Source organism: Phycobacter sedimenti, from assembly GCF_038148855.1.
Classification (GTDB): Bacteria; Pseudomonadota; Alphaproteobacteria; order Rhodobacterales; family Rhodobacteraceae; genus Phycobacter; species Phycobacter sedimenti.
The window spans coordinates 146,525-172,668 of sequence record NZ_JBBVGR010000005.1 but is presented as its reverse complement, the minus strand read 5'-3'; the positions used below and the strand labels follow the sequence as shown (position 1 = coordinate 172,668).

Here is a 26,144-nt window from a genome sequence, read left to right as displayed (position 1 = left end):
GTTTGCCCGGTAAATATGAGCTTTTCGCCACATCAGCGCCCAGGCTTTGGGGATGGGATCCGGCCCCTTGCAAGAGCGCTGAACACTTTCGGGAGGAGGCAGAGATGAAGACAGCACTGGTGACTGGCGGCGCACGGGGGATCGGACTTGCGACGGCCAAGGGGCTGATGGCGGAAGGCTGGCAGGTGGCCATCCTTGACCGCGATGCGGAGGCGCTGAAGGCCGCGGGGCGGGAAGTGCCGGGCGCGACCCTGATCGATGCGGATGTTTCGCGGCCAGAAGATGTCGCGCGGACGCTGGCAGAGGTGACGGAGGCCTTCGGGCGGCTCGACGGTCTGGTGAACAACGCGGGCGTCGCCGATTTCGGCCCGATCCGGGAGACGACATTCGAACGCTGGCACCGGGTGATGGAGACGAACCTGGACGGGCCCTTCCTGATGACACAGGCCTTCACCGATATGCTGGCAGCGGATGGGGGCGGGGCCGTGGTCAATATCACGTCGATTTCGGGCCTGCGCGCAAGCACACTGCGGGTGGCCTATGGCACCTCGAAGGCGGCCCTTGCGCAGCTGACCCTGCAGCAGGCGGCCGAGCTGGGAGAGATTGGTATTCGTGTGAACGCAGTGGCGCCGGGACCGGTGGCGACCAAGCTGGCCATGGCGGTGCACAGCCCCGAGATCATTGCCGCTTATCACGATGCCCTGCCGCTGAACCGCTATGGCAAGGAAGAAGAGATCGCGGCGGCGATCCTTTTCCTGTTGTCGGACAAGGCGAGTTTCATCACCGGGCAGATCCTCGCGGCCGATGGCGGCTTCGAAGCCACGGGGATCGGCCTGCCGGCGCTGCGTGCCGAGCCGGACAAGGGCTAAAAAAGGCCACATAGCGGAGCGGCTCCCGCCCGCAGCCTGCCGCATCGAAGATGCAGCATCCGCCGTTGGGCGTGGCAGCGCGCAGATGCGCGCTGCGGTCGCGGGATACGGCGGGACTTTGAGCGCAGGTTCAGGACTTGCGCCGGTTTGCCCGCAGGGTCGGATCGGCCTCTGTCGGATCTTCGGGCCAGGGGTGTTTGGGGTATTGCGCGCGCATGTCCTTGCGAACATCGGCGTAAGATCCGGCCCAGAACCCCGGCAGATCGCGGGTGATCTGGATCGGGCGCTGGGCGGGCGACAAAAGCGTTACTTTCAAAGGCACACCTGCGACGGTGGGATGGCGGGTGACGCCGAACATCTCCTGCAGGCGCACGGAAATCTCCGGCACCTCCTGTCCGTAGTCGATCGGGATCTTGCGGCCCAGGGGCGTGATGAAGCTGCCCGGCGTTTCCCGGTCCAGAAGCTGTGTCTGCTCCCAGCTGAGGGCCGCGCGCAAGGCGGGCAGGATATCGAACTGCTTCCAGTCCTGTGCGGTTTTCACACCGACCAACATGGGCAACAGCCAGTCTTCCAGCGTCTCGATCAGGCCGCTGGCCGAGAAATCCGGCAGATCGTGCCCTTCGGCGCGTAGCAGTTCAACACGGGATACAAGGCGCGCGGCCGCGCCCTCCAGCCGCAGACCCAGGTCGCGCACCCCGTCGAGCATGGCACGGGCGATATCTTCGGGCGGAACATCCTTCCATATGCGGTCGTCCAGCACGATGGCTCCAAGACGCTCCTGGCTCCGTGCGATCACGCGGCGCTCCCGTTTGGACCAGGCGCAGCTGTCAACCCAGGCGATCTGATCAGCAAAAAGACCGCGGATCTCGCCAAGGCTGATCTGCGCAGCCGTGCGGATCTTCGCCTCGCGCGGGTTGCCGTCTGTATCCAGCGCAACGAGGAAGGGCGCGGCCGCAAGCGTATCCTCTGGCGCCAGCACCGCCCCCTTGCCGCCCGACAGCACATAGCGCGGCGCATCGCCCTTGCGGCGCTGGCCGATCCGGTCGGGATAGGCCAGCGCTGCAAGGGCCGCAGGCGACAGGCGCGTCTGCCCTCTAGCATCGGTCTTGCGCAAATGTTGTTCCAGCCTGCGGGCCTCGGCGCGGATGCGATCTATCACGGGCAGCGCAACCTGGTAGGGCCGTTTGCGCTGAAATCCCTTTGCATCTTTGATGGCCTCAAGCCGTAGCATCAGGTCAGCCGGGGCGCCGCGCAGCGGGTCGCGCTCGGCCAGAAGGGCGGCGAGCGTGGCCGCCTCGGCGCGTTGGGCAGGGCCGGACTGCAGGAGCATATGCGCAAGGCGCGGGTGCAAGGGCAGGGCAGAAAGTGCCTTGCCGTGAGCGGTGATGCGGCCCTGATCATCGAGTGCCCCGAGGAACGACAGCAGGCTGCGTGCCTCTTGCAGGGCGCCTTCGGGCGGAGGCGTGAGAAAGGCTAGATCGTCGATCGATGCCCCCCAGAGCGCCAGCTCCAGCGCGAGACCCGCAAGGTCGGCCGAGGCGATTTCGGGTGGGGGAAAGGCGGCAAGCGCGCCTTCCTCTCCCTTGCTCCAGAGGCGATAGCAGACCCCTTCGCTGACGCGCCCGGCACGGCCCTGCCGCTGGGTGGCCTCGGCGCGGGTGACGCGGTCTGTCACCAGCCGCGACATGCCGGAGCCGGGATCGAAGCGAGCACGGCGCGATTGGCCCATGTCCACCACCACGCGCACGCCTTCAATGGTCAGCGAGGTTTCCGCGATGGAGGTAGCCAGAACCACCTTGCGCCCCGATGCGGCGGGCTGGATGGCAGCACGCTGCTGGGCAAAGGGCAGGGCGCCGAACAAGGGGTGGACCGAACAGTCACTGGGCAGGCGGCTGTCCAGCGCGGCGGCAGCGCGGCGAATTTCGCCCTCACCCGGCAGGAAGACGAGGATGCCGCCGCCCTGCTTGCGCGTTTCCGCCTCGGCCTGAACCACCAGATCGACCAGCGCATTAATGCGCCGTGCATTCGCGGGCAGGGGGCGCTCCAGCCAGCGGGTTTCCACCGGGTAGCTGCGCCCCTCGGAAGTGACGAGCGGTGCAGCAATCAGGGTGCTGACCGGTTCTGCGTCCAGCGTTGCCGACATCGCCAGCAGGAGCAGATCGTCGCGCAGCGCGCCTGCGACCTCGAGGCACAGCGCAAGGCCAAGGTCGGCATTCAATGATCGTTCGTGGAATTCGTCGAAGATCACCGCGCCCACGCCGGGCAGGTCCGGGTCCGATTGCAGCATTCGCGTCAGGATGCCTTCGGTCACCACCTCGATCCGGGTTGCCTTGCCGACCTTGGCCTCACCGCGAATGCGGTAGCCGACCGTCTCACCGACCCGTTCGCCCAGGGTCTCGGCCATGCGCTCAGCGGCGGCGCGCGCGGCAAGGCGGCGCGGCTCCAGCATGATGATGCGGCCTTCGCACAGCTCGGCCTTCAGAATCGCAAGCGGCACCTTGGTGGTCTTGCCTGCACCCGGCGGCGCCTGCAGCACGGCGCGGCGATGCCCCCGCAGGGCGGTGATCAGCTCGGGCAGGGCGTCATCAATGGGCAGGCGTGTCATGGCAGCCTTATCGCCAATGCCATGGGGCGGGTCCAGAGGGCGCAGGTCCCGAGGCAACAAAACTGCGGCGGCCTGGGCACTGGACAATCCGGCCCTGCCTGCGTCATTTAGGCGGGATCTGAAAAAAGCCGGGGCAGAACAGGGGGCAAGCCATGGATATCGCTGAGATGGAGGAGAGGATCCTGAAAGGCGACCGGCGCGCGCTGGCGCGGGCGATTACCCTTGTCGAGAGCGGTCGCGCTGACCACCGCGAGCAGGCGCTTGCACTGCTTGAGCGACTGGCGAAATCCGGCCGGCAATCCCTGCGCGTCGGCCTGTCAGGCACGCCGGGGGTGGGCAAATCCACCTTTATCGAGAGCTTTGGCATGATGCTGGTGGAGCGGGGCCTGCGCGTTGCGGTGCTCGCTGTGGATCCCAGCTCGGCGCGCTCGGGCGGGTCCATTCTGGGCGACAAGACGCGGATGGAGCATCTCAGCCGCCAGAAGAGTGCCTTTATCCGCCCCTCCCCGAGTCAGACGACGCTGGGCGGCGTGGCGCGGCGTACACGCGAGGCGGTTTCCTTGTGCGAGGCGGCGGGTTTCGACGTGGTCTTGATCGAAACCGTCGGGGTGGGTCAGTCCGAAACCGTGGTGGCGCAGATGTCGGATCTGTTCCTGCTGCTGCTGGCGCCTGCCGGGGGGGATGAATTGCAGGGGGTCAAGCGGGGCATCATGGAAATGGCCGATATGATTCTTGTGAACAAGGCCGATGGCGATCTGAAACCGGCGGCGACGCGCACCTGCGCAGACTATGCCGGTGCGCTGCGCCTGCTTCGCAAGCGCCCGCAGGATCCCGATGGGTTCCCCAAGGCGATGATGGTTTCGGCCCTGGCGCGCGAGGGGCTTGAGACCGCTTGGAAAGATATCGAGGAGTTGGCATCCTGGCGGCGCGAGAGCGGCAACTGGGAGCGCACCCGGGCCGAGCAGGCCCGCTACTGGTTCGCCGAAGACGTGCGCCAGGCTCTGCTGGCGCGCCTTGAAACACCATGGGCGAAGGGGCGCATGGCAGAGCTGTCCGAGGAGGTTGCCGCGGGGGCGCAGACACCTGCAGCGGCGGCGCGTGATATGCTGAAGGGGCTTGGGCTGGAGTAGGGAGGCACTTTCCTGAGAAGGGTGGAGATAAAACCCTGCCATATGTCTTGACCCTGCCCGTGATTCCTCCTAAACGCATCCAACCAGTTTTCGGGCGCAGCCAATGGCAGCGCCCCTTGTGATTTGGCGGCAGATTCGGGTGGTTTCCCGTTGTGTCGCCCCAGATACGAAGGAAGAACCCATGTCGCGCCGTTGCGAACTGACCGGAAAAGGCCCGATGACTGGCAACAATGTCAGCCACGCCAACAACAAAACCAAGCGTCGTTTTCTGCCGAACCTGAACGACGTCACCCTGCAGTCCGAGACTCTGGGCCGTGGCATCAAGCTGCGCATCTCCGCAGCTGCTCTGCGCTCGGTCGATCACCGCGGTGGTCTGGACGCCTTCCTTGCCAAAGCCAAGGACGAAGATCTGTCCACTGCTGCGCTGAAAGTGAAGAAAGAGATTGCCAAGGCGCAGGCTGCCGAGGCCTGATCCGCTGCACTGATCCAATTCTTGAAGCGCCGCGCTGGACCTCCCAGCGCGGCGTTTTGCCGTTGTGGCCGCGTGTGATCTGGGTTGAAGTTGCTGCCGGGCGTGGGCATATCTGCAACTGATGATGCAAAGACTTCGCATATTCGTCGGGATTTTCCTGTCCCTGGCCGTGCTGCTGACCGCCCATAGTGCGGCGGCTGCGCGCGGGACGCAGGATGCCACGGGGCAGATGGTGATCTGCACGGGCACAGGGCCGGTGACGATCTATGTCGACAGCGAGGGGCAGCCGACCCGGCCGCCGCACTATTGTCCGGACTGCATCATGCATCTTTTGGATGCGTCTGCCCCTGTTGCCCTTGGTCTGCCAACGTTTGCGGATGTCGCAAGCAGCGCGCTCCGTCCCATGTTCGCGGCAGAGTGGCATGCGTCCTTTGTGTCCGGCGCCTTTGCGCGTGGGCCTCCTGTGTCTGTCTGACCCTACTTCACGACACCTTCCGGTCCGACGGGCCGGGCACTTAGACAGACTATGTTAACAGGAGACCTCAGATGTCTTTCAAATCTTTCGTTTTCGCCGCATCCAGCGTAGCCGCACTGACCCTGGCCGGGGCCGCAATGGCCGGTGGCATGATGGTGCATGACGCCTATGCGCGCGTGTCCACCAAGATGTCCGCAAGCGGCGCTGCCTTCATGCAGATCATGAACCATACCGGCGCGGATGACCGGCTGATCAATGCGCGTTCGGACGTGGCAGAACGCGTTGAGCTGCACACGCACCTGAGCGACGCCAACGGCGTGATGAAGATGGTGCATGTGGAGGAGGGCTTTGCCATCCCGGCAGGCGAGACCCACATGCTGATGCGTGGCGGCGATCACGTGATGTTCCTCGGCCTCAAGGAAACTCTGCATCACGGTGACATGGTGCCACTGACCCTTGTGTTCGAGAAGGCAGGCGAAGTCAGCGTCGATGTGCCCGTCGATCTGGAGCGCAAGCCGGGTCATGGCGGCATGATGCACGGCAAGCATTCGAACTAAGTCCCCGGACAATACAGCGGCGCGGTCTGCCGCGCTGCCGATCTGGCCAGCCCCTTGGGGCTGGCCATTTGCGTCTAATGAGCCGCGCCAAGGGGTTGATCAGAGCTGCGCCAGCAACTCATCCGTCCAGGCCGGGATAATTTCCGTGGCGGGGCCCAGGCGGCTCTCGGCAAAACTGGAGGCTCCGGCGGAGGGTTCAAGGTTCAGCTCAATCGTATGAGCGCCTGCCCTCCGGGCTTCCTGAACAAAAGCGGCGGCGGGGTAGACCTGGCCGGAGGTGCCGATCGATGCAAAGATATCCGCATTTCCGAGGTGATCGTAGATCTCCTCCATGTCGTAGGGCATCTCTCCGAACCAGACGATGTCGGGGCGGGTGCTGGGGGCGCGGCAGGCCGGGCATGTGTCAGATGGGAACATTTCCGCCGGAGCAGGCCATCGGTGATCGCAGTCGGCACAGAGCGCGCCGTCCAGAACGCCATGCATGTGCAGAACCTTCGAAGCGCCCCCTTTTTCGTGCAGCCCGTCCACGTTCTGTGTGATGATGATCACCTCACCGGGCCATTTGCGTTGGAGGTTGGCAAGGGCGATATGAGCCGCGTTCGGGGTCGCGGTGGCCGCCTGCGCCCGGCGGGCATTGTAGAACCGGTGCACCAGGTCTGGATCGCGGGCAAAGCCTTCGGGCGTGGCGACATCCTCGATCCGGTGCTGTGCCCATAGGCCGTTCTCGTCCCGGAAAGTGCCCAGGCCGCTTTCGGCGGATATCCCGGCTCCGGTCAGGATGATGATCTTGCCATCACTCATTCCCATTGCAGCAAAACCTCTCTCTTTTGGCCTCTCGAACAGGAGCATTAAGGATTCGTAAACGGATTCTGTGCGTCTGCCTAGGCTCAGGACACACAAGCCCCAAGCAACGATTGCAGCCTGAGCGATTGCCTTCAAAATGACCTTCGGGCATGTGTCACATCTGGTTGCAACGTGCCGCCAGTCTTTGATCCCGACAAACATGATATCGATCACGGCCCGGCGGCCCGGCGGCCCGATGCGCTGCACTGTCACGAGAGGGGCGGCTGAGGCCCTTTGTCGCCTGAAACCGCAACGGCATTTCCCGGCGGCGGAAGGATCAGCCAAAGTCCAGCAAGAAACACTGTCTGGACGTGCTGGCGCAGTTCAAGAATTGAGAGATGCATGGGGCCACCATTGCCTTTGGGAAGGTGCCGATCAAGCGCCGAATAGGGGCGTTTGGCGTTGTCGAAGGTCATCCAGCTCTTGATGACGCTTCGGTCCTTTAAACCATCGTGATTTCTTCGAGATAACCCGCTTCCTGCTTCAGTCATCGCCAGAGACGCTCGTTGAAGATGTTGTTCAGACAACGTCTGCGCCCGTCCATCGAGATGCGCCTGCCCGTCTCGGTCAACGTGGTGATCCAGGTCGAACGGGAGGCTGTCTGCCTTGATCCGTATTCGTGATTTTTTTGGGGGGGCGTGTCGTGCGATTGCCTCGTTCAGGGCCTGGGCGCAGACGTCGTCGCAAGGTATTCGGTAGCCGCCATTGCATCAATGGTCTGCCGCTTTCATATGCTCACATGGTTCGAGTGAAGCTGATCCTTCGCCCCAATCTCCTGCACGGGCTGTCACCGCGCAGCGCTTATAACGGGACCTTTGCCTTAAACCGATCTGCAAAGGCTCTGCGCTTCGCCATTCTCGTAGCCCTTCAAAGGTTAGGGACACGCCTTGGCTGGCTATTCAGTTTTCTGGGTGCACTTCTCCTGAAGGCCCTTCGGGTTTGTGGTGCAGACCGTGCCTGCGTCCGCGATCGGATTCTCCCGCACCTTATCTATTGCGGCGTGCCTTGCGGTGACGGCGTTGCTCGGACACAAGGGCGCCAAGGATACCGAGAGGACGTCGCCACCCCTGGCGACACAGCGCCCCGGCGCCACCGGTAACATAGGTATGCCGGAGTTCTCTATCCACAAGGCGCCGTTCTATGGTTCGCATAATCGGATCATCTGCCCGTAACCCGAAGAGGCGGCCGTCATCGCGCCTTTGACGGAGGACCGAGATCTCGCGCTGGATATCGCGTGCACGCTTTGCCTGGTAGGCCTCGGGCGTCGTGTATCGGGACGCAGAACTGGTCAGACCGGCTCCAAGCCGATAGCTGACCAGATCTTCATCTATGAAGGCGATGCGTTTCTCCAGCGCAGCGCGGAAACCGAAGATAAGATCTTCATAGCAGTTGTCATAGGCAATCGGACCGTATTTCCTGAACAGATCCTTGTGCCAGGCGCATGTTGCGCCGAGGTAGAGCTGCATCGACACCGCAGCGGACAGGGCATCCTGGCGCGAGTAGAGCGTCGCCTTTTGATAGTTGCGCGGCATTTCCTGGCCGTCGAAGGTTTCAACACGCGCTTGTGAAAAGGCCAATAGTGGCGCTTGGGTTTCGAAGACCTCAATCGTACGCGCCGCGCGATTGGGGTAGCAGATGTCATCGCCAGAGGTCGCGATGATCACCTCACCCGTGCTGAGATCGTAGCATTTCTTGATGTGACGGTTTACGCCGAGGTTCTTTGGATTCCTGTTCAAGACAATACGGTGCGGTCCTTCATAGCCTCGCACCGCGTCCTGCACGATGTCGAAGGTGTCATCGGTCGAGCAGTCATCAGAGATCAGGATCTCGAGCGGTGCACAGTCCTGTGCCAAAAGGGCGTGCACGGCATCGGCGACGTAGTCCGCCTGATTGTAGGTCATCAATACGATGGAATAGCTGCACTTGAGATCGGTCGTGCCGCTCATAGCATCCACCTGTATTGCTGGTAGACGGTTGTCCGTGCCCCGAACATCTCCTTCTGGCGGGCGAGCCCCTCGTTCAGGGCCATGCCCTGGTCCGTCGTGGAGATCCCGAAATCGAACCAGCGGCGGTCGGCGTAGATTTCGTCGATCAGGGTTTTCACGATCAGATCGACCCCGCCGTGGGTGCGGCCATAATCGGATGAGGCAATGTACTGCACATGCACAGTCGGGCCGCAGTCGAATATCACCAGTGCCGAGCGCATAGCTTCATCGTCAAACGCGCCGAACAGTCGGATGTTATCCGGGAACCGTCCGGCCAGAAGGCGGATTTCATCCAGGCTGTGCACAGGGCGTGCATCGTGCCGATCCGCAAGAACCCGGGTCAGCAAATCCCAGCAGGCCTCCCAATCCTGGCTCTCCCGCACGACAAGGCCGGCCTTTCGGGCCTTGCGCACACCATCCTTCTTGCCGCTGCCAAAAGCCAGTTTCCGCGGCAGGGCGATGGTCGCCGAGGCATCGACCCGGACAAGCTCTGCGCCGTTGCGAAAGAGGGCATAGAGATCCTCTTCGGCGGGTTGGTCATGGTAGATCTGCGGGATTGCCTTGTAGTGAACGGTTCGCACGCCCTCGGCAACAAGGTGGGCTTTCACGGCGTCGAACACGGCCAGCATCCGGGCCGCGCTCATCTTTGCGCCCGAGATCACGCCCCCATAAGTCAGTCCGCCGTGCGAGGCCAGCTCTTCCCCGCTCCGGCTGGCGGGCAGCAGGGCCAGCAGCTTGCCGGTTTCGTAGATCATCAGGGAATGATCCTCGAAACGGTCGGCATGGTAGTCCATGAAACCGCGTTGAAAGAGGAAGGTGCCATTCTTTGAGGACCGCACGAAGCTGTCCCATTCGGCGGCATCTGCGGGCCGATAGCGGCGCAGGTCCAGTGTGCTCATGTCTCGCCGTCCAGAATGGCGACGCCGACACCGGTTTCACCCATGTTGTTGCCGTTGTAGAAGAGGTAGCTTTGCCCCTGGACCGTATCCAGACGCGCGGGGTAGCAGGTCATCTGATCGTCCCACTCTCCCGGCTTGCCGCGGGGCAGTTCCACATCATCGGTGCGATGCCAGGTGATACCGTCGGGAGAGGTCGCCCGATAGCAGGCGTATTGCTTGGCCAGGGTGTCAGAGGTCACCCGCATCTCATAGCTGCCACCCGGCAGGCGATTGGCGCGTGGGCGCCCGATCCGGTACTCGTCCTGTTGCACATCCAGGGTTGGAGTTGCGGTTTCCATGTCGAAATGCAGCCCGTCTTTGCTGAAGAGGGTCCAGCAATTGTACTGGGGGAAGATCCTGTCTTCGATCATCTGCCAGCGCTGCCCACAGGAAATCCAGGCCCTGAAACCGCCCTCGACCGGCGCGATCGAGTGCAATGCATTGATGAACGGCGCTTGCGGCGCGCGATCCAGCACCGGCGTTGGCTGCAACCGCTCAAAGCGCATCCCGTCGTCGGTACTGACCGCGGCACCGGTATAGGCGAGAAACTTGGCCTTCTGCACCAGTTGAAAGCCCACGTAGTACATGCGCAGGGTCCCGTCCTGCATCGCGATGACGTCCCCAAGAATGACGCCGTTGTCATCGAACATGCCGGGCGCGCCGAGATCGAGAGCCGGGGCCTTGCAAACGTCAAGAACCTTGGTGGGGTCGGTGCTGCTCACATCGATCCACCCGATGCGGCTGATCCCCGCGTCATCGCGCATACCGCCCCAGATCCTGATGACATCGCGGCTGATCTGCAGCGGAACCGGTGTCATGAAGCTGTGCCTGGCCCAATCGGAGGTGCCATCAGGGCAGAAGACCTGCCCGAGTTTCTGCCACGCCATGACTTATGCCTTGATCTTGAAATAGCGATAGGCCGACACGCGCGAGGGTTCGGCATGATGTCCCGACAGGATCAGCCCCGGATCCGGGAAATTCTTGTTCACGACGGCGGCCAGCGCCACGAAACAGTCTTCTCCGAGTGTGATGTTGTCGGCGAGGCTGGCGTTCACGCCAATGAAACTGCGCCGCCCGATTGTGCAGTAGCCCGATACCACCACATGTGAGGACAGGAAGCAGAAATCTCCTATCGTGCTTTGGTGACCGATGTGATTGCCACTCCACAGGACAACCCCGTCGCCGAGCCTGACACCGTGCTGGACAACGTTGTTTTCGAAGATAAAGACGTTCTCGCCCAAGGATGCCGTTCGCCAGACAAAGGCCCGGGAGCTGATGTAATTGGCAAGTCGGTAGCCCTTGTTGCGGGCCATGCCCACCAGCCGCTCGCGCACCTGGTTGAGCTTTGTTGAGGTCACGGCGACATGCGCCTCGACCTCATCCGGTGCGAATTGGTTTTCTGCTTCTTCCAATGCGACAACTGGCAAGCCGAATTTCTCGGTTTCCGTCAAAAAGGCGGCTTCCACCGCGAAACCGACCACCTCATAGTCGGAATCATGGGTGAAATACTCAAAGGCGATATCGGCAAATTCACCAGCCCCGATCAGCAATAGCTTCTTGTTCTTGGCCATCTACGCCTTCCTGTCAGTGGTTGTTCGGACCTTGTTTCGCCCGGTCAATTCGATTGATCGGAACCTACAATATGGTAGACAGCTTCGCAAAGGGACAAAGCCCTTACCCTGCGGATCCCATGTCAGCCGCGCAGCGCTGACACCAAAGAAAAACACAGTCAATTCTCGGAGACCCAAACGTGCCCCTTAGCGACTGCAAGTTCATTGACCTGCCCAAAATCGAAGACGCGCGCGGGAATCTCACCTTTATCGAGGGCATGAATCACATCCCCTTCGATATCAAGCGGGTCTATTATCTTTATGATGTTCCCGGTGGCTCTGATCGTGGAGAGCATGCCCACAAGGGCCTGCATCAGTTCATGGTCGCGATGTCCGGCAGTTTTGACGTTGTTCTCGATGATGGGACAGAAAAGAAGCGCTTTCACCTGAACCGGTCATATTACGGCATCTATATCTGTCCGATGATGTGGCGGTATCTGGACAATTTTTCGTCCGGGGCTGTCTGTATGGTGCTTGCTTCGGCGCCCTATACGGAAACCGACTATATTCGCGATTACGATGAGTTTCTCACGGCTGCCAAGGCGCAACGGCCATGAGCATTCCCTTTCTGGATCTCAAGGCTGCCTATGACGAACTGTCCGAACGCGCGGAGCCAGCCATGCTGCGCAGCTTGCGGTCCGGCTGGTACATTCTGGGGCCCGAAGTCGAAGCCTTCGAAGCCGCTTTTGCCAGGTACTGCGGGGTCGAACACGCTATTGGGGTTGCGAACGGGTTGGATGCGCTGAGGCTCTCGCTGATGGCTCTGGAAATCGGACCCGGTGACAGGGTTCTCGTGCCTTCGAACACCTATGTGGCGACCTGGCTAGCGGTCAGCCAATGCGGCGCCACCCCGGTGCCGGTGGAGCCCGACCCCGATACGCACAACATCACTGCGGAAGGCATCCGCGCTGCCATGCAGCCGGGCGTAACGGCTGTGATCCCCGTTCACCTGTATGGTCAGCCCGCAAACATGGCCGAGATGATCGCAACAGCAAGGGAGCTGGGGCTTGCCGTGATCGAGGACGCGGCGCAGGCCCATGGGGCGACCTGGGATGGAACCCGGATCGGCGGCCATGGGGATCTGGTCTGCTGGAGCTTCTATCCCGGCAAGAACCTTGGCGCTGTCGGAGACGGCGGGGGGATTACGACCAATGATCCGGCCCTTGCCGACCGGTTGCGCATGTTGCGCAACTATGGCTCGCGTGAAAAATATCAAAACGAATATCCGGGTCTCAATAGTCGTCTGGATCCTGTTCAGGCGGCTTTCCTCAAGGTTAAACTCGAGGTTCTGGACGAATGGAATGCCCGTCGCGCCAAGGTGGCCGACGCCTACCTCGATGGGCTGCGGGGGCGAGATCTTGTCCTTCCGAAAATCGCCCATGGCGCCTGCTCGGCATGGCATCTGTTTGTCATTCGCCATCCTCGGCGTGATGCTCTGGCCCATGCGCTTGCCGACGCCGGTGTGCAGACTCTGATACACTACCCGATCCCGCCACATGCCCAAAAGGCATATGCGGATCTGGGGTTGACGGACCACCAGCTTCCCCTGGCCGCTCAGCTCGCAAGCGAAGTTCTGAGCCTTCCGATCGGCCCTCATTTGGAGGCCAGTCAGGTCGCGCAGGTGATCGATGTCGTGAACGACTGCGTTAAGGCGCTTTGACGGCATCCGATCTGCCTGTTCGTGCCAGATCTGAAGTCTGTGCCGCAGTGCCTGTCATTTCGCAGGCGATCAAGGGGGCAAGGGGCTGAGACCGCGCAACACCCGCAGCCGCGCGATAAGCCCTCTTTCGCCGTTTTCCAAGGTCACGTCGCCCGCGTGCAGTTCGGCAATCTCCTGGGCGATGGCCAAGCCAAGTCCGACACCGGCGCCGCGCGTGTGGCCGCGCGAGAACGGGCGCATCATGGCGGCGATGCGGTCTGGCGGAATGCCTGGGCCATCGTCTGCGATCACGACCTCCAGCGCATCCGAGCCACTGCTCCTGATTGAGACCGTGACCCGGCTGCCATGCGCCAACCCGTTGTCGATCAGGTTGCCAAGGGCGCGCCGCAGCTTGTCCGGCTGCCCGCGCATCATGCTTTGTCCCTCGGTTTCGACGCGGACGGGCGCGCTGAGACCGAATAGGGTCGGCACACCCGGCAGGCGCATGGGGCGCTGGCCCAGAAACGCAACGTTGCGCCCGGTGTCACGGTAGTCGTCCACCAGGCTTTCCACGAGACTTGCCAGGGCAAACAGGTGGCTCTGTTCGCTTTGATGGCGGATGCTGAGCAGATCCAGGGCGCCGTCGATGATGCGCGAGATTTCGTCAAGATCGGCGCTGAACTTGCCGTGCAGGTGAGGGTCGTCCAGAAATTCGCTGCGCAGCCTGAGACGGGTCACTGGCGTGCGCAGGTCGTGAGAGATCGCGGCCAATCCTTGCGCCTTCAGGTCCTGTTCCTCGGCAAAGCGTTCCTTCAGGTGGTCTATGCGGTCGCGCACCTGCACCGCCTCCAGCGAGGCCAGCGGAGGCAGCTGCGCTGTGCCGCGCCGCGCGAGCAGCCGGAACGGGGCTGCCAGGTTGATGGCCAACGGGATAATTGCGGCCATCCCCAGAAGGAAGGCCGCCAGCCCGATCAGCGCGACCTTGGTCTCTTCGAGCCGGTTGCGCCACAGTTCCGGGGCTGCGATCGACAGAACGGTTCCGTCTGGTTGGAACACCGACAACACCGCCTCGCTGTCCTGCCGGGCAATTGCGCGCGACAGATCGCCGAGTCGCCGGTCCGGGGATTGCGGTCTGTCCGAGGCGCGCAGGGCATCGGGTCGTTTGGGCGGAGCATCAAATACGGCTGCAGCGCGTACGCGTTGACCATCGAGGATCAGGATCAGGGGAACGGTATGGGCGGCCTCTGCCGTGAAACCGCTGGGAGCGATTTGCCAGTCATAAGGGGGCAAGCTGCCCGATGGAGACGCCTTGCTTGAGCGCGTACCTCTTATGATCTGCAACAGGGCGGGGCCCGAGGTCTCTGCGATCAAGAGCGCAGAGCGGCGGTCGAAGATACGGTGCAGGGTCCAGCCGGCGACCAGGCTACCGGCGAGAAAGGACAGAACCACCAGCAAAGGCAGGCGCTGCGCCAGCGATCCGGGCAGATGCCGAAGCACGCGGATCACAAGGGCATAGAGGCCCACGGTCTAGTCCCCGATAGGGGCGCAGAACTGATACCCCCGGTTGCGCACGGTCTTGATGAAATCGGCCTCTGCGTCGGCTGCGAACAACTTTTTGCGCAACCGGCTGACAAGGATGTCCACCCGGCGATCCTCGGGGCCTAGCTCCACGCCAAAAATCTCGCGGGCAATCACCTCCCGCGACAGTGGCTCCGGTAGGGCGCTGACAAGCGCGGTGATCAGGCGGTACTCGGTCGAGCTGAGCGGTACGAGCAGCCCTGCGGGGCTATGAAGCTTCTGGCGTGTGTAATCGAGGCCCCATCCGGAAAAGCGGATTTGTCCTGTCGGCGCCTTGCGCTCGGGTTGCCCCTTGGTGCGCCGCAACAGCGCATTCATACGCGCCAGCAGTTCGCGTGGGTTGAAGGGCTTTTCCAGGTAATCATCGGCGCCAAGTTCAAGGCCGATGATGCGCTCGGTATCACCCTTGACCGCAGACAGTATGATGATCTGCACTTGCGATCTCTCGCGCAGCCAGCGGCATAAGGACAATCCGTCCTCTCCGGGCAGCATGACATCTACAACGAAGACATCAAATTCCGAAGGCGCACGGGCCTTCGCGACCTCGCTAGAGGCGGAGACCCTGCAGTCGAACCCCCGGCCCGACAGGTAGGTGGACAGCAGATCCGAAATCTCGCTGTCGTCTTCGACGATATGCACCAAGGGCACGGAAACGCCTTATCCTTTGTCTGTGTATTGGCCTGCCATGATGGCAAGGAGGGGTAGGGTAGTGTAGCAATTTGTTTCGCTTGACGCCCGACCTTGGCGCAGAACGCAACAAATCGCAACAAATTGACTGGACCGCGCGGGTGCAATTCCCGGTAGAGTGACTCCTCAAGCGCCCGCAGATACGGGCGCAATCTGGGAGGATATCATGAACAAAGTTGCAAAGGCGCTGCTTGGCGCCGCTTCGATGCTGGCCGTGACCGTTGCGGCCCCTGCCTTGGCTGAGCCGAAGGCAGAAGTGCTGCACTACTGGACCTCGGGCGGAGAGGCCAAGGCGGTTCAAGCGCTGCAGGAGGCCTTCAAGGCCCGTGGCGGCATGTGGGTCGATGCACCGGTCGCGGGCGGTGGCGGCGATGCCCAGGCGGCGGTTCTGCGCGCGCGGGTGCTGGCAGGCGATCCGCCTGCCGCGGTGCAGATCAAGGGGCCGAACATTCAGGAGTGGGCCGAGGCAGGCGCGCTTGGCGATCTGAGCGAGGTGGCCGCCGCGCAGAACTGGGACAAGGTGCTGCCCGAAACCATTCAGAACATCGTCAAACATGACGGCCAGTACGTTGCCGTGCCGGTCAACGTGCACCGGGTCGACTGGATCTGGGCCAACCCCGCAGTGCTGGCCAAGGTCGGCGCCGATGTGCCCACCACCTGGGAGGAGTTTAACGCCACGGCAGAAAAGCTGAAGGCCGCGGGCATCATCCCGCTCGCGCATGGCGGTCAGCCCTGGCAGGACGCAACCGTGTTTGAAACCGTGGTGCTGGGTGTGGGCGGGATCGATTTCTACCAGAAGGCGCTGGTCGATCTCGACATGGACGCGCTGGGGTCCGACACGATGGTCGCGGTCTTTGACCAGATGCGCAAGATGCGCGGCTATGTGGATCCGGATTTCCCTGGCCGCGACTGGAACCTTGCCACCGCCATGGTGATGCGCGGCGAGGCGGCGATGCAGATCATGGGCGACTGGGCCAAGGGCGAATTTGCCGCTGCAGGCCTTGAGCCGGGCAAGGATTACATCTGCGCCGCGACGCCCTCGGACGGGGGCTATATCCTCAACTCCGACAGCTTTGCCATGTTCAACGTAAAAGGCGATGACAATGTGCAGGGGCAGGCGCTGCTGGCAGAGCTGATCCTCGGCACCGAGTTCCAGGAAACCTTCAACCTGTTCAAGGGCTCCATTCCGGCGCGCACCGATGTGCCGCGCGGCGATTTTGACGCCTGCGCGGTCAAATCCATGGACGATATGGTTTCGGCGGCCGAAGGGGGCACCTTGATGGGATCGATGGCCCATGAGATCGCCCAGGCCGGCGCGGTCCGCGGGGCCTTCATCGACGTGGTGACGGCGCATTTCAACTCGGACATGTCCTCTACAGAGGCAACCGAGAAGCTGGTCAAGGCTATCAAGCTGGCCATGTAAGCTCGTCCGGGACTTCATAGCGGCGCGGTCCCTGTTCGCGGGGACTGCGCACACCCATTCACCCCACCGAAAGCAGATCCGCCGTGACCCGCCCCCCTGTCACCCTGATGGACCGTCTGGCCCGCCTCTTGCCGCAGATCGTCGTGGCGCCGGGCTTTGCCGCGATCCTGTTCTTCGTCTACGGCTTCATCCTCTGGACCGGCTATATGTCGCTGACCAAGTCCAAGATGCTGCCGAATTACACCCTGACCGGATTTCGCCAGTACGAGCGCCTCTTTCAGATGGACCGCTGGTCGGTGGCGATCGACAACCTCTTTGTCTTCGGAGTGCTGTTCATCGCGGTTGCCATCGTGATCGGCTGCCTTCTGGCAGTACTCCTGGATCAGAAGATCCGCGCCGAAGGCTTCATCCGCACCATCTACCTCTATCCGATGGCGATTTCCTTCATCATCACCGGTACCGCCTGGAAATGGATCATGAACCCCTCGCTGGGCTTGGAAACCGTGGTGCGCAGCTGGGGCTGGGAGACATTCCGCTTTGGCTGGACAGTGGATGAGAATCTCGCCGTCTATGCGCTGGTGATGGCCGCCGTCTGGCAAAGCGCCGGGTTCGTGATGGCGCTGTTCCTGTCGGCCCTGCGCAGCGTCGATCAGGACATCATAAAGGCGGCGAGCCTTGATGGCGCCTCGCCCTGGCAGATCTACCTGCGGATCATCCTGCCTTCCATGCGCCCCGTTTTCATGAGTGCGGTGGTGATCCTTGCGCATCTAGCGATCAAGAGCTTCGATCTGGTGGTTTCCCTGACCGGCGGCGGGCCTGGATATGCCTCAACCCTGCCGGCCAATTTCATGTACGAGATGACCTTCCGCCGCAACGAGATCGGCGTCGGTGCGGCATCGGCGATGGTGATGCTGGCCACGGTGGCCGCGATCATGGTGCCCTATCTCTATTCCGAGCTGCGAGGCAAGAAACATGTCTGATAGCTTGCACATCTCGGGCGCGCGTCCCGGCAGCCAGATCCTCCTGCGCCTTCTGCTCTGGGCCGTGCTGATCGTCTTTGCGGTCTGGTTCCTGCTGCCGGCCTATGTGGTGGTGGGCACCTCCATGAAGGATCTGGAGGAGATCCGCGGCGGATCCCTGCTGGCCTTGCCGCACGAATTGAACTTTGCCGCCTGGCGCCACGCCTGGAGCGAGGCCTGTATCGGGGTCGAGTGCACGGGGCTTGAGCCATACTTCTGGAACTCGGTGCGCATGGCGCTGCCTGCAGTGGTGATCTCGACCATGCTGGGGGCGCTGACCGGCTTTGCCCTGACGAAGTTCCGCTTTCGCGGGGCGAACCTTGTGTTTGCGCTGATCCTTTTTGGCTGTTTTGTGCCGTTTCAGGTGGTGATCCTGCCGATGGCGCAGACGCTGGGAAAGCTTGGCATCACCAATACGGTTTACGGGCTGATCCTGGTGCATTCGGTTTATGGGCTGGCCTTCACCACGCTGTTCTTCCGCAATTACTACGTCACCATCCCGGATGAGCTGGTGCGCGCCGCCACCATCGATGGCGCGGGGTTCTTCACCATTTTCTGGCGGATCATCCTGCCGCTGTCGCCGCCGATCATCGTTGTCTCGGTGATCTGGCAGTTCACCCAGATCTGGAATGACTTCCTGTTCGGCGCCAGCTTTACCACCGGCGGGGCGCAGCCCGTGACCGTGGCGCTGAACAACCTGGTGAACACCACCACCGGGGTCAAACACTACAATGTGGACATGGCGGCGGCGCTGATCACTGCGGCCCCCACGCTTTTCGTTTACATCGTCGCGGGCCGCTACTTCGTGCGCGGGCTTACCGCTGGCTCGGTCAAGGGATGAGGACAGGCAGATGGCATCTTTGACAATCAACAACGCAGTAAAACGCTACGGGCAGGTCGAGGTCCTGAAAGGCGTCTCTATCGACCTTCGCGATGGCGAGTTCCTGGTACTGCTGGGTGCCTCCGGCTGCGGGAAATCCACGCTGCTGAATATGATCGCGGGTCTGGAAAGCGTGACCGAGGGCGAAATCAGCATCGGAGGGCGCGTGGTCAATGACGTGCATCCGAAGGACCGCGACATCGCCATGGTGTTTCAATCCTATGCGCTTTACCCGACCATGACGGTGGCGCAGAACATTGCCTTTGGTCTTGAGATGCGCGGCATGCCCAAGGCCGAACGGCAGAAGCGGGTGCTTGAGGTCGCCAAGATGCTGCAGATGGATCACCTTCTCGATCGCAAGCCCAGCCAGCTGTCGGGCGGCCAGCGCCAGCGGGTCGCCATGGGGCGCGCGCTGGTGCGCGATCCCGAGGTCTTCCTGTTTGACGAGCCGCTCAGTAACCTGGATGCCAAGCTGCGCCTTGAGATGCGCACTGAGATCAAGCGCCTTCACAAGCGGCTCAATGCCACCATGGTCTATGTCACCCATGACCAGATCGAGGCGCTGACCCTGGCGGACCGGATTGCCATCCTCAAGGACGGGGAGGTGCAGCAATTGGCCAGCCCGGCCGAAATCTACGAGCAGCCCGCCAATATGTTCGTTGCGGGCCTTGTTGGATCGCCGCCGATGAACTTCGTCCACATTGTGCCACAGCCGTCCGACCGGGGGCCCGTAGCTGAAATCACCGTCCGTGCCGATGGTGCGGAACGGCCGCTGCTCCTTGACCTTGCCGCCCATGCCGCAAGGCTCGAGGGGCGGATGGGGGAGAAACTGGTTCTTGGCCTTCGCCCCGAGATGATCAGCCAGGGCGTCAGCGGGACAGGGCAGGTGGTCGCCGCCGAGATTGACGTGACCGAGGCGACCGGGGCCGATACGCTGTGTGTGCTGACCTGGAACGGCAAGGAAGTCCTCGCGCGGGGGACATCGGGTTACGCCAAGCTGCTGGAAGGCACCATGGAGTTCAGCATCAATACGGATCGGGCGGTGCTGTTTGACGGAAAAACAGGCGTACGTCTGGGCTAGGGCGCACCAAGCCTCCATCCGGCTTGCCCCGCTTGGCATGGTGTTAACAGACTAAGGCAGATAAGTGCCGTGGCATCGCGACTGCGGGGACGTCATGCACGGTTTCCCGGGCCAAGATTCGCCACATTCCCCCAAAAGCTGCCGCGATTGGCCCGAATATTGATGAAAGGTTTCAGCCAGAGCGCTTTTTTTCGGGTTTCTGAGCGGCAAATTCCCTAATGTTTTTCAGGCATTTGTGAAAAAGTTAACGAAAACTGGCAGGCTTTGTTAGGCTTTCCCTAAGGATTGGGCCATTCTGGGGCGGGAATAACCGGGGGGTTAGAAGATTGTTAACTACGTCACATTCTGTCCATCAATTCGTCCATTCGCAGCAACATTGAGCCCCATTCCAGCCGCAGCCCTCACCGAGGGTGGTGATGTGGAAAGTGGAGTGGATGACGATGAAACTACGAGCTGCAATTGTGGCAGTATGCCTGTCATTGGGCCTGCCTGTTGGTGCCTCGGCGGAAGATAACCGCCATAGTGTCAACTCGATGCCCGGATGGGAGGCTGTTGGCCGCCTGAATATCGCTGGGCGCAATATGTGCACCGGTTCGTTGATTGCACAGAACCTGGTTCTGACGGCAGCCCATTGTCTGTTCGATCCCGCAACCGGGCGCAGGGTCGATCCCGCGCGGATCAAGTTCGAAGCCGGTCTGTACGGAGGCTCCGCCAAAGCGTCGCGCACGGTGAGCAAGGCCGTCCTGCACCCGGGCTATCGGTTCGGCAATGGTGGTATTTCCCAGATCGGCACGGATATTGCGGTTCTTCGTTTGTCCACGCCAATCGACAGCAACCAAATTCGCCCCCTGAGCCTGTCATGGCAGGCGGCACGCGGCGACTTTGTGGATGTCGTGTCCTACTCCCACGACCGGGCCACAACCCCAAGCCTGCAGCGCGGCTGCCAGGTTCTGGCCAAGCAGAACCATACGCTGGTGACCTCCTGCCAGGTGGATTACGGCGCGTCCGGCTCTCCGGTGATTGAAGCGACAGCGGGTCATGCCCCCCGCCTTGTATCGGTCATTTCCTCGAAAGCCGCAATTGGGGCGCGGCGTGTGTCACTGGGCAGTGTTCTGGATGGAACCCTGAGGGCCCTGATGCAAAGCGCGGGATAACGCGCGCTTTGCCAATCGCCCTGAAACAGCTTTTTCGCACGCCGTCTGACGGACCCGTCAGTGGCGTGCGGTTCTTGTGGTACTTTGGCGATCAGATCTTGAGTGCCTGTCCGAACCACGCCAATTCTGACCACACAGCCCATCATTGAACTGCATGCCCGGCCCCTAGGGCTCGCGGAATGCTTCGCGCGACTTGTAAAGCGGCTTGAGTAGGTAGTTGAGGACGGTTTTCGACCCGGTCTTCAACTCTGCCGTAGCACGCATGCCGGGGCGGATTTCGATCGATTGCTGGCGCTCGGTGAAGCCCGAGCGGTCCACACGCACGGTCACGCGGTAAAATGGCTCAGCTCTCGGGTTGCGTTCGTCTTCAAAGGTATCTGCCGAAACGAAATCCACCGTGCCCTTGAGGGCGCCGTAAATGGTGTAGTCGTAGGCGGACAGCTTGATCGTGGCGTCCTGGCCGGGCTCCACGCTGGCAATGTCCTTGGGGTTGACGCGGGCCTCGACAAACAATTCTTCACCCAGTGGGATGATTTCGAAGATCTCCTCACCGGGGCGCACGACACCGCCGATGGTGGTGACGGCAAGGCTGTTGACGATCCCGCTCATGGGGGCGGTGATGATCGTGCGGTTGAGCTGATCCTGGGCGAGACGCAGCTCCTGTCGCAGTGAGGCCAGTTCGCGCAGGGCTTTCGAGTATTCCTCTGCCAGATCCAGTTCGTTCTGGGTGCCAAGAGCGGTGTATTTCGCGGCGGCATCGGTCGCGGCCTTTTGCGCCTTGTTTACCTCGGTCAGCGCCACGATGTTGGTCTTGTGGAGCTTTTGCAGGTTCTCCAGCTCGTCATTGAGCTGTGTCATGATGATACGGGCGCTGTCCCGGCGGCTGTGGAAATCGGTTTGCCGTGCTTTCAGCAGGGTGCGCTCGGAGGCCAGGATCTCGGCAGATCGCTGTGCCAGCAGGGCAGGGACCTCGAATTCGAAAGCGCCGCTCATTTCCGCCTCGAGCCGGTATTGCTTGATCTCGAGGGCGTCGATCTGTTCCTGCAGCTCATCCGAAGCCGCGCGGAACTTGGTGTCCTGCAGGCGGCCCAGAACCTGACCGGCCTGTACCGTGTCGCCCTGCCGGACGAACAGTTCTGCCAGGATGCCGCCTTCAAGGTTCTGTACGATCTGCGCGCGGGACGAGGAGACGACCTCGCCATCGCCGCGCACGATTTCGTCGACCGATGCAAAGGCGGCCCAGGTCAGAAAGATCACGACAGAGGCCGCGACCAGATAGATGATCCGCCCCGATCCGCGCGTCTCGTCCGTAAAGTCGAACTCCGTGATCGCGGTCATTTCTTCTCTCCCGCTGCAAGATGGGCCAGAACCTGATCGCGTGGCCCGTCAACAACCATGCGGCCCGCCTGCAGGATCAGGGTGCGGTTGGTGAGGGACAGAATCGGCATCCGGTGCGTGGCGATGACTGCCGTGCGCCCCTCAAGCCAGCTTTCAAGACGGCTGACCATGGTGCGCTCCAGCGTCTGATCAAGCGCCGCGGTGGGTTCGTCCAGCAGCACGATGGAGGGGTTTTGCAGCCAGAGCCGCGCCCAGCCGATGGACTGGCGCTGGCCTATCGAAAGGCCGCTGCCGCCATCGGCGATCTCAAGATCCAGACCCCTGTGGTGGCCGCGCACAAAGGCGCCGAGGCCCGCAAACTCAAGGGCCTCCATCAGGCGAGTGTCGTTGCGTTCCAGCTGGCCGAGGTTGAGGTTGTCGCGCAGGGTCCCCGTCATCAGGCGCACGTCCTGGCTGAGATAGCCGATATGGCGACGCAGGTCGCGCGGATCGATTTGGGCAATGTCGGTGCCATCCAGCATCACACGGCCCTTTTCAGGGGCATAGAGGCCGGAGAGGAGTTTCAGCAGCGTTGATTTTCCGGATCCGTTGACGCCGAGCACGGCGACCTTCTGACCGGGCAGAATGGCAATGGCGGGCACGTCCAGTGTCGGTGCGGCGTCGGCATCGTAACGGAACACCACGTCACGCAGATCGAACCGTCCGGTCAGGCTCTCGCGGCGCAGGTAGCTGCGGGTCGCATCCTTGTCCTGAGGGGCTTCGGCAATGGCGTCGAGACCTTCCAGCGCCGCTTTGACGTTGCTCCAGCGGGCCAGGGTGCCGGCGAACTGGGTCAGGGGCGCCAGTGTACGGCTGGTCAGGATGCCGGTTGCAATGATGGTGCCGACGGTGAACTCGCCGACAAAGACCATCAGTGTGCCCAGAACCACTGCGCAGATATAGGTGGCCTGCTGCACCCCTTGCGACCAGTAGGTGAGGGCGCTGGAGAGGCGCCGCTGCTCGGTCGAGGAATGGGATGCAAGGATGTTCAGCTCATCCCACAGCCGCAACACGCGATCCTCGCCGCGTTGGGTCTTGACGGTGTCCAGTTCGCTCAGCGTTTCGTGCAGAAGGCGGCCCGCCTTGGCGTTGGCGCCTTGGGTCTGACGTGTCAGGGCGATCATGCGTTTTTGCAGGAAATAGGCCGGCAGCAGCATCAAAACGCCGCCTGCAACCAGAACCCAGACGATTGGCCCCGCGATCGAGGCCACCAGCAGCAGGAACACGGCGATAAAGGGAATATCGGCCAGCGTGGACAGGGTGGACGAGGTAAAGAACTCGCGAACCGAGCCGAAATCACGCATTGCCGCAAAAAGCCCCGAGGGCGGCAGCGGCTTCTTGTCCGACCGCATGCCGATCAGGCGGCGCATCAGGCTGTGCTGCACGGTCAGCTCGATCTGCCGACCGGCGCTGTCGGTCAGACGGGCGCGGGCCACCTTGAGGCAGGCCTCCAGCGTGATGGCAAGGAAGGCGCCGATGGCCAGCACCCACAGGGTTGCGTGGGACTGATGCGGAACCACCCGGTCATAGACCTGAAGCGAAAACAGCGCGACGGCAACCGCAAGAACATTGGCCACCAGAGAGCCGAGCATGATCTCGCCCACCTGGCGGCGATACTTTGGAAACTCTCCCCAGAACCAATGCGCCTTGTCCAGTTGCGGTGTGTGGCGGGCTGACATTTGCGACAGCGCCGCCCGTGCCCCAAGGGTCAACCCTTTGAAATAGGGCTGAAACTCTGCCAGCGGAACCTCGGCGCGGTTGTCGGGGCAGGTGGTGTCATAGATGAACAGCGTGTGGTCATTCTGTTCAAGCACGAGGACGCATTGACCGCCCTGCATCATGGCAAGGGCAGGCCAGATCTCGGGGCTGAGTGTCCGGACCTTGCGCAGCTTGGCCTTCAGACCGGTCGAACGCAGCGCCTTGGCGAGACTTCGGGGGGAGGTGTCGCCCTTGGCCCCTTGCCAGAGGAATGTGGCGATGTCGCTGGTCTGGCATTGCGTGCCTTTCAGCGCTGCGAGCGTTGCGATCAGCTCTGCGCGATGCTGTACGCGGTCCTCGCTGGCCCTGGCAAGGGTGGCCTCGTCCACTTCGGGCTGTTGACGGGCCGGTTCGTTCGTCTCCGATGCGGTGCTCAAGGGCAGGCCTTCGGTCTCGACCGCTTCTGCCACCGCACTGTCTTGCGCAGCCGTGTGCTCTGGCTGCAGTGCGGTGTCCTGATGTTGCGCGTAGGTGGAGATATCAACGACGGGCTCCTGAAACGGGGCCTGGTCCTCTGGCTGGGATGCGGCTTCGAACGGGCCGGGGGCTGCAAGAGGGTCCGATACGGGCTCAAAGGCAGCCGGGCTGAACGGGGGAGGGGGCGCGAAGGACGCAACAGTGTTCGGGGCCTCGGCGATCGGCACCGCATGTGCTGTTTGCGCGCCGTCCTGGGTCTTGCCGGGCTTCCTGAATTTTCCGGGGAACCTGATCATATCTTATTCCCATCTGCCAACAGGCCCATATCCCGCGACAGCTCAAGCTGGATCAGGATGACCTCGTATTTTGCGTCGATATGCGCCTGTTCGCGGCGGATCAGCTCTTCGTAGATGGAAACCACTTCCATCACAGGGCGCTGACCGGCCTCGTACTGTGACTTGAACAGATTGTAGGTTTCGCGGCTGGCGCGAGCGAGGGCTGCCGTCTCGCTTTCCTGTCGGATGTATGAGGCCAGGCGCTGCATCTGGCGCGAATAGGTGCGGCGGGCATCTTCTTCGGCCTCGCCAATGGTGCGGCGGGCGGCTTCCTGGGTTGCCTCAAGCGCCTTGAGCGCAGCCGGTGTGCCAAGGCCGAGGGGCGTCGCCAGATCCAGGGTCAGCCCCGCGCCGGATCCATCGCTTGTTACATTGCCCGCTGCGGCCACCTGCGGCAGCAGGCCCGCGCGACCGGCCTTGGCCTCTGCGATGGTGCGCTCGGCCTCGGCCTGTGCTTTCATCACCTCCAGAAAGGATGTCTGCTGCGGCGGCGTGCCAAGATCCATCCGCCGTGGCTTGTCCGGAAAGGTCTGGCCGGTCATCGCCTGCAATTCGGCGCGCGCCGTGGCGGCAGAGTCTGCGGCGGTCGCCTTGGCGGTGCGTAGGCCGGAGATCTTGCTGTCGACCACATTGAGGTCCGACTGATCGTTGAGGCCACCCTCGACGCGCCCGCTGACGATGCGTCGAAACTCGCTCATCTGGCTGATGGCGCGGCCAAGATAGGCGGCCTTTTCATCGCCACGCAGCCCTGCAGAATAGAGACCGACGGCAGTCTGCACTCGCGTGTTCATGTCGATCGAAAGGTTCACGGCAGCCACCTCCACGTCGGCAGCGGCAAACTCGCGTTCGGCCTTGCGTCGACCATTGTCGAACAGGATCTGCTCGACCAGGATCCCTGCCACCAGATCGCCAAGATCCGTCAGGCTCACCGAGGGGCCGATGGTGGGCAGCCAGTTCTTTGATTTCGCCTCGGCGCGCAGCTTTGCGCTGATCAACTCGGCCTCGGAGGCGCGGGCAGAGGCCGAAATGGCGGCTTCTCCAACCTGGCGATAGATGCTTCCGTCCTCAAGCAGCGATCGGCGCTGCAGGAGCGCCGAAATGATAGGGGAGGCCGCCTCACTGTCATTTTGCTCAAAACTGCTCGCGGTGCGCGAGACAGATCCATCGCTGTTCTTGATCAGAAACGGCGATTTGTCTGCACAGGCGGACAGGCCAGCCAGCAGCGTCATCACCATAGCGGATCGTCCCAAGTGCATACTGCCCCGTGCCCTTCTTGTCGCGCGCTTTTGCGGCTTTTTGTTTTGGGGTCCGG

Annotated in this window: 24 protein-coding genes; 12 read left to right on the top strand and 12 right to left on the bottom strand. The window is 62.2% G+C overall.

Translation table 11 applies throughout. The features are described from left to right. The first annotated feature begins 104 nt into the window (after positions 1-104). On the top strand, positions 105-869 hold the full coding sequence (locus AADA15_RS10585) for an SDR family NAD(P)-dependent oxidoreductase (protein ID WP_341641526.1): 765 nt from the start codon (positions 105-107) through the stop codon (positions 867-869). Between the two features lie 130 nt (positions 870-999). Here the strand turns inward: AADA15_RS10585 and hrpB are convergent, their stop codons facing one another. Further along, complete coding sequence (gene hrpB / locus AADA15_RS10580; RefSeq protein ID WP_341641525.1) at positions 1,000-3,474, bottom strand: ATP-dependent helicase HrpB; 2,475 nt, start codon at positions 3,472-3,474, stop codon at positions 1,000-1,002. 152 nt (positions 3,475-3,626) lie between these two features. Here hrpB and meaB point away from each other — a divergent pair, with 152 nt between their 5' ends. The 4 genes from meaB to AADA15_RS10560 all read left to right on the top strand — a co-directional run bounded on the left by meaB (position 3,627) and on the right by AADA15_RS10560 (position 6,108). Next, positions 3,627-4,604, top strand: coding sequence for a methylmalonyl Co-A mutase-associated GTPase MeaB (meaB, locus tag AADA15_RS10575; protein WP_341641524.1), 978 nt, complete (start codon positions 3,627-3,629; stop codon positions 4,602-4,604). Positions 4,605-4,785: 181 nt separating this feature from the next. Beyond that, positions 4,786-5,076 carry a 50S ribosomal protein L28 gene (gene rpmB, locus AADA15_RS10570; RefSeq protein ID WP_341641523.1) on the top strand — a complete coding sequence of 97 codons (291 nt, stop codon included), beginning with the start codon at positions 4,786-4,788 and terminating at the stop codon, positions 5,074-5,076. Between the two features lie 124 nt (positions 5,077-5,200). Further along, positions 5,201-5,551, top strand: coding sequence for a hypothetical protein (locus AADA15_RS10565; protein WP_341641522.1), 351 nt, complete (start codon positions 5,201-5,203; stop codon positions 5,549-5,551). A 71-nt stretch (positions 5,552-5,622) separates the two neighbouring features. Then, positions 5,623-6,108, top strand: coding sequence for a copper chaperone PCu(A)C (locus AADA15_RS10560; protein WP_341641521.1), 486 nt, complete (start codon positions 5,623-5,625; stop codon positions 6,106-6,108). A gap of 99 nt (positions 6,109-6,207) precedes the next feature. On the opposite strand, the gene AADA15_RS10555 is transcribed toward AADA15_RS10560, so the two are convergent. From AADA15_RS10555 to AADA15_RS10525, 6 genes are all read right to left on the bottom strand, one after another. Then, entirely contained in the window at positions 6,208-6,915 is a 708-nt protein-coding gene (locus AADA15_RS10555) for an NAD-dependent deacylase (protein WP_437343189.1), read from the bottom strand. 245 nt (positions 6,916-7,160) lie between these two features. Beyond that, a complete protein-coding gene (locus tag AADA15_RS10545; RefSeq protein WP_341641520.1) occupies positions 7,161-7,442 on the bottom strand; it encodes a hypothetical protein in 282 nt (93 codons plus the stop codon). 495 nt (positions 7,443-7,937) lie between these two features. Beyond that, complete coding sequence (locus AADA15_RS10540; protein WP_341641519.1) at positions 7,938-8,897, bottom strand: glycosyltransferase; 960 nt, start codon at positions 8,895-8,897, stop codon at positions 7,938-7,940. Further along, positions 8,894-9,835 carry a GNAT family N-acetyltransferase gene (locus tag AADA15_RS10535; RefSeq protein ID WP_341641518.1) on the bottom strand — a complete coding sequence of 314 codons (942 nt, stop codon included), beginning with the start codon at positions 9,833-9,835 and terminating at the stop codon, positions 8,894-8,896. Before AADA15_RS10535 ends, AADA15_RS10540 begins: the two co-directional genes overlap by 4 nt. Continuing rightward, positions 9,832-10,761, bottom strand: coding sequence for a glycoside hydrolase family protein (locus tag AADA15_RS10530; protein WP_341641517.1), 930 nt, complete (start codon positions 10,759-10,761; stop codon positions 9,832-9,834). The genes AADA15_RS10535 and AADA15_RS10530 overlap by 4 nt, the downstream gene beginning before the upstream one ends. A 3-nt stretch (positions 10,762-10,764) precedes the next feature. Then, positions 10,765-11,445 (bottom strand): acetyltransferase, encoded by a 681-nt coding sequence (locus tag AADA15_RS10525; RefSeq protein WP_341641516.1) that lies wholly within the window; start codon positions 11,443-11,445, stop codon positions 10,765-10,767. Between the two features lie 179 nt (positions 11,446-11,624). On the opposite strand from AADA15_RS10525, the gene AADA15_RS10520 reads away from it, so the two are divergent. Both AADA15_RS10520 and AADA15_RS10515 read left to right on the top strand, forming a co-directional pair. Beyond that, entirely contained in the window at positions 11,625-12,041 is a 417-nt protein-coding gene (locus tag AADA15_RS10520) for a sugar 3,4-ketoisomerase (protein ID WP_341641515.1), read from the top strand. Next, positions 12,038-13,144 (top strand): DegT/DnrJ/EryC1/StrS family aminotransferase, encoded by a 1,107-nt coding sequence (locus tag AADA15_RS10515; protein WP_341641514.1) that lies wholly within the window; start codon positions 12,038-12,040, stop codon positions 13,142-13,144. The genes AADA15_RS10520 and AADA15_RS10515 overlap by 4 nt, the downstream gene beginning before the upstream one ends. A 69-nt stretch (positions 13,145-13,213) precedes the next feature. Here the strand turns inward: AADA15_RS10515 and AADA15_RS10510 are convergent, their stop codons facing one another. Both AADA15_RS10510 and AADA15_RS10505 read right to left on the bottom strand, forming a co-directional pair. Next, positions 13,214-14,647, bottom strand: coding sequence for a sensor histidine kinase (locus tag AADA15_RS10510; RefSeq protein ID WP_341641513.1), 1,434 nt, complete (start codon positions 14,645-14,647; stop codon positions 13,214-13,216). Positions 14,648-14,650: 3 nt separating this feature from the next. Further along, positions 14,651-15,349: a response regulator gene (locus tag AADA15_RS10505; RefSeq protein WP_341641512.1), complete on the bottom strand. Its 699-nt coding sequence runs from the start codon at positions 15,347-15,349 to the stop codon at positions 14,651-14,653. 205 nt (positions 15,350-15,554) lie between these two features. Here AADA15_RS10505 and AADA15_RS10500 point away from each other — a divergent pair, with 205 nt between their 5' ends. From AADA15_RS10500 to AADA15_RS10480, 5 genes are all read left to right on the top strand, one after another. Continuing rightward, complete coding sequence (locus AADA15_RS10500; protein ID WP_341641511.1) at positions 15,555-16,811, top strand: ABC transporter substrate-binding protein; 1,257 nt, start codon at positions 15,555-15,557, stop codon at positions 16,809-16,811. A 107-nt stretch (positions 16,812-16,918) separates the two neighbouring features. Continuing rightward, positions 16,919-17,791, top strand: coding sequence for a carbohydrate ABC transporter permease (locus tag AADA15_RS10495; RefSeq protein ID WP_341641676.1), 873 nt, complete (start codon positions 16,919-16,921; stop codon positions 17,789-17,791). Next, entirely contained in the window at positions 17,784-18,671 is an 888-nt protein-coding gene (locus AADA15_RS10490; protein ID WP_341641510.1) for a carbohydrate ABC transporter permease, read from the top strand. The genes AADA15_RS10495 and AADA15_RS10490 overlap by 8 nt, the downstream gene beginning before the upstream one ends. Positions 18,672-18,681: 10 nt before the next feature. Beyond that, the gene (locus AADA15_RS10485) at positions 18,682-19,791 is read left to right on the top strand and encodes an ABC transporter ATP-binding protein (RefSeq protein WP_341641509.1); all 1,110 of its coding nucleotides are present in this window, start codon (positions 18,682-18,684) and stop codon (positions 19,789-19,791) included. 434 nt (positions 19,792-20,225) lie between these two features. Then, on the top strand, positions 20,226-20,945 hold the full coding sequence (locus AADA15_RS10480) for a trypsin-like serine peptidase (RefSeq protein ID WP_341641508.1): 720 nt from the start codon (positions 20,226-20,228) through the stop codon (positions 20,943-20,945). A gap of 165 nt (positions 20,946-21,110) precedes the next feature. Here AADA15_RS10480 and AADA15_RS10475 read toward each other — a convergent pair whose 3' ends face one another. The 3 genes from AADA15_RS10475 to AADA15_RS10465 are packed head-to-tail and all read right to left on the bottom strand — an operon-like array spanning position 21,111 to position 26,088. Further along, positions 21,111-22,283, bottom strand: coding sequence for an HlyD family type I secretion periplasmic adaptor subunit (locus AADA15_RS10475; protein WP_341641507.1), 1,173 nt, complete (start codon positions 22,281-22,283; stop codon positions 21,111-21,113). After that, positions 22,280-24,793: a type I secretion system permease/ATPase gene (locus AADA15_RS10470; protein WP_341641506.1), complete on the bottom strand. Its 2,514-nt coding sequence runs from the start codon at positions 24,791-24,793 to the stop codon at positions 22,280-22,282. Before AADA15_RS10470 ends, AADA15_RS10475 begins: the two co-directional genes overlap by 4 nt. Further along, the gene (locus tag AADA15_RS10465) at positions 24,790-26,088 is read right to left on the bottom strand and encodes a TolC family protein (protein ID WP_437343188.1); all 1,299 of its coding nucleotides are present in this window, start codon (positions 26,086-26,088) and stop codon (positions 24,790-24,792) included. The genes AADA15_RS10470 and AADA15_RS10465 overlap by 4 nt, the downstream gene beginning before the upstream one ends. Positions 26,089-26,144: the final 56 nt, after the last annotated feature.